The following is a 3,412-nucleotide window of genomic DNA, read 5'->3' as shown; positions in this document are numbered from 1 at the left end:
CACCATGCCCGCCATGAAGAGCGCGCCCGCCCATCCCCATCCGCGCTTCATCTCGTCACCGTCCCCTGCTGAAAAGCCGACCGGCCCGAAGTGGGTCGTCGTGTTCAATCCCCGTTTGTTCGCAAGGACGGTGCCAGCCCGAGCAGCCTCGAAGCGTGGTGTGTCCGTCATGCGCCGGACACGATGTGGGTAATCCGCTTCCCAGCGTGCGTACGTGCCTGTCCCGGGCGAGGCCGGATTCGTGCTACTTCCTTCCTCGAATGGGTGGTCATGACGCGCGGGGCCGGATGCCACTTTCTCTTGTCGGTCAGGAGCCGGACCTCCTGTTCTACACACGTCAGGCGGCCGAGCAGGGCGGGCCCGTGCTGGTGTTGGGAGCCGCCAATGGCCGGGTGGTGTGGTCGCTGGCGGGACATGGCCACGACGCCGTGGGCGTGGACCCCTCGGAGGCGATGATTCGCTCCGCCGAGGAGCGGCGCGGCTCGGAGCCCGAGGACATCTCACGCAGGGCACGCTTCCAGGTGGCGGACCTCCGCTCGCTGCGCCTGTCGGAGCGCTTCCCGCTGGTGCTCGCGCCCCAGCACGCGTTGGGGCTGGCGCCGGGGAAGGACGACCTGGAGGCGCTGCTGGCCACGGTGCGTCACCACCTCACGCCGGACGGCTCCTTCGTCTACGACGTGCTCAACACCCCCCGCGAGCCCGTGCTCCCTCGGGACGACGAGGCGCCCAGCGCCGGCCTGGAGCCCCGCCGCCCGCTCTTCACCCTCCACCTGCGCGAGCGGCGCGCCCCTGGTGGGCCCAGCCCCATCCGCCGCCTCAAGCTGCGGCACTTCTCTCCGGAGGAGCTGGACGCTGCGCTCACCGCGGCGGGGTTGGTGCCGCGCGAGCGCTACGGCCGCTTCGACGGCAAGCCCTTCGACCTGGAGGACTCGCGCCACATCGGCATCGCCGGACCGTGAGCGTCCGTCAGCGCTCGAAGCGGTAGCCCAGCCCGCGCACGGTGAGGAAGTGGCGGGGGGCTTCCGGGTCGGGCTCGAACTTCAGGCGCAGCTGGCGCATGAAGTTGTCCACGGTGCGGGCGCTGCCTTCGTAGTGGTAGCCCCACGCGCCGGACAGCAGCTCCTCGCGGGTGAAGGTGCGCCCCGGGTGCGCGAGGAAGTGCGCCAGCAGCTTGAACTCCTGCGCGGTGAGCTCCACGGGGGTGCCCGCGCGCGCGACGGTGCGGGCGGCCATGTCCACGCTCACGTCGCCGAACGTCACCGGCGGCGGCGCGCCCGCCCCCGCGGACGGGTAGCGCCGGCGCAGCACGGCCTTGATTCGGGCCAGCAGCTCCTGGAGGCCGAACGGCTTCACCACGTAGTCGTCCGCGCCCAGGTTGAGGCCGACAATCTTGTCCGTCTCCAGGCCCTTGGCGGAGAGCACGACGACGGGCGTGTCCCGGCCGCGCTGGCGCAGCTCCTTGAGGACCTCGAAGCCGTTGAGCTCCGGCAACATGACGTCCAGCACCACCAGGTCCGGCGACTCGTCCAGCGCGCGCGCCAGTCCCGTGCGGCCATCCTGCGCCTGGAGCACCTCGTAGCCCTCGAAGCGCAGGTTCATGGACAGGCCCGTGAGGATGGACAGGTCATCCTCCACGACCAGGATGCTCCGTGTCTTGTCGCTCATGCCTTCCCCGCCGGCAGGTGGATGGTGAACCGGCTTCCCTTGCCTGGCTCGCTCTGCACGGAGATGCGGCCTCCGTGGGTTTCAATGATGCGTCGGGCAATGGCCAGCCCCAGCCCGCTGCCCTCCGTCCTGCGCGTCAGCAGGTTGTCCACGCGGTAGAAGCGCTCGAAGATGCGCTTGCGCTCCTTGGGAGCAATGCCCACGCCGTTGTCCTCCACCGACAGGTCCACGCCCTTGCCGCTTGCCCGGACCTGGAGGGTGATGCGGCGGTTGTCCGGCCCGCTGTACTTGTAGGCATTCTGCAGCAGGTTGAGCAGCGCGCCGGCCACCGCGGCCCGGTCCACGTCCAGCTCGGGCAGGCCGTCTGGCACCTCCACCGTCAGGTCCACGCCGTCCTCCATGCGCTGGATGCGGAAGGCCTCCACCGCCGCGTCCACGAGCTCCGGCACCGGCACGATTTCGCGCTGGTACACCTTGCGCCCACCTTCGATGCGCGCCCAGTCCAGCACGCGCTCGACGAAGATGGACAGGCGCTCCGTCTCGCGCATCAGCAGGGTGAGCACCTCCTGCATCTGCGCCGGGTCCTTCAGCCGCCCCAGGGCCAGGGTTTCAATGAACATGCGGATGGACGTGAGGGGCGTGCGCAGCTCGTGGCTCACCAGCGACACGAAGTCCGTCTTCATCCGCGACAGCTGCGCCTCGCGGTAGAGCGCGCGGCCGGTGTAGACGACGCCGAAGGTGAGCGTCAGGTAGAACAGGCCCAGCAGCACGCCGTACAGCACGCGGTTGCGCGTGGACGCGCGCGCCACCGGGTCCTCGCCGGTGGGCAGCACCACCATCCGGAAGTCCTGGAGGGGCGAGGGCAGCACGCGCTCCGCCAGGCCCGTGGGGCCCATGGCGCTGGCGCGCGCCTGCGCCACCTCGGACACCAGGCGCCCCATCAGCCCGCCCTCGGAGGGCTCCCGGGGCACGGGCAGCAGGGCGAAGCGCACCGGCTCGCTGGACACGGCCCGGGAGTCCACGCGCTCGGCCAGCAGGGCCTCCAGCGTCTGCACCGACAGCCGCACGCCGTGCACCACGTTGTCGCGCCGCTCGGCGGCCACCAGCACCGCGCGTCCACCCGCGGTGAGCGAGAAGACGGTGGGCTCGGTGGGCAGTCCGCCTGCTTCTGGCAGCACGGTGTTGAGCGCCTCCTCCAACTGGGTGTCCCGGGTGCGGACCTGGCCATCCTCCAGTCGGAAGGCGCCGTCCGGCTCCGACACGGGCTGCCCGTCGGGGAGGACGAACTGGAGCTGACCATTCACTGGCACCAGGCGCGCCGAGGCGAGGAGGCCCGGCAGCTCCTCCGACAACGACTCCAGGGTGCCGCGCCACGCGGCCTCCAGCCGTTTCTCCACGGCCGCGCGCTCGTTGATGATGGCCACCACCCCGAAGCCGGACAGGCCGGCGGAGGGCACCACCACCAGGACGATGAGCAGCGCGAACGTGCGCCGGAAGTTGAGGAAGCGGGGCGGAGTGCGGGACACGGCCCCCCTCCTTTACTCCCACCCGGCGCTACACGCTCGTGGCGTTTCATCCACGCCCGCGCCAGGGAGTGTCCACCACCCACCTGGGGTGTGTGCGGACGGCATCGACTTCGGGGGTGTTCTGGTGCAAGCATGGGGGGTCGCGGGGCAGGCGTGCGACGTGGGCCGGCCGCCTTCTTCCCCGCTCAGGACGCGGCCGCCCGGTGTCGGGTGGGTGGGAC

3 protein-coding genes are annotated in these 3,412 nt (G+C 71.0%); 1 reads left to right on the top strand and 2 read right to left on the bottom strand.

The window, feature by feature from the left end; translation table 11 throughout:
- The first annotated feature begins 260 nt into the window (after positions 1 to 260).
- Complete coding sequence (locus G4D87_RS35690) at positions 261 to 959, top strand: class I SAM-dependent methyltransferase (RefSeq protein ID WP_176409928.1); 699 nt, start codon at positions 261 to 263, stop codon at positions 957 to 959.
- 7 nt (positions 960 to 966) lie between these two features.
- Here G4D87_RS35690 and G4D87_RS35685 read toward each other — a convergent pair whose 3' ends face one another.
- Together G4D87_RS35685 and G4D87_RS35680 are read right to left on the bottom strand one after the other, a co-directional pair.
- Positions 967 to 1,665, bottom strand: a complete 699-nt coding sequence (locus G4D87_RS35685; protein ID WP_163787218.1) for a response regulator transcription factor — start codon at positions 1,663 to 1,665, stop codon at positions 967 to 969.
- A complete protein-coding gene (locus G4D87_RS35680) occupies positions 1,662 to 3,191 on the bottom strand; it encodes a sensor histidine kinase (RefSeq protein ID WP_163787216.1) in 1,530 nt (509 codons plus the stop codon). The genes G4D87_RS35685 and G4D87_RS35680 overlap by 4 nt, the downstream gene beginning before the upstream one ends.
- Positions 3,192 to 3,412: the final 221 nt, after the last annotated feature.

The organism is Myxococcus vastator (assembly GCF_010894475.1).
Taxonomy (GTDB): domain Bacteria; phylum Myxococcota; class Myxococcia; order Myxococcales; family Myxococcaceae; genus Myxococcus; species Myxococcus vastator.
This window is presented reverse-complemented; position numbering and strand designations above follow the sequence as displayed.

Excerpts from the sequence above, each read along its gene's own strand:
- G4D87_RS35690 (WP_176409928.1), top strand. The coding sequence starts at position 261 with ATGGGTGGTCATGACGCGCGGGGCCGGATGCCACTTTCTCTTGTCGGT.
- G4D87_RS35685 (WP_163787218.1), bottom strand. The coding sequence starts at position 1,665 with ATGAGCGACAAGACACGGAGCATCCTGGTCGTGGAGGATGACCTGTCC.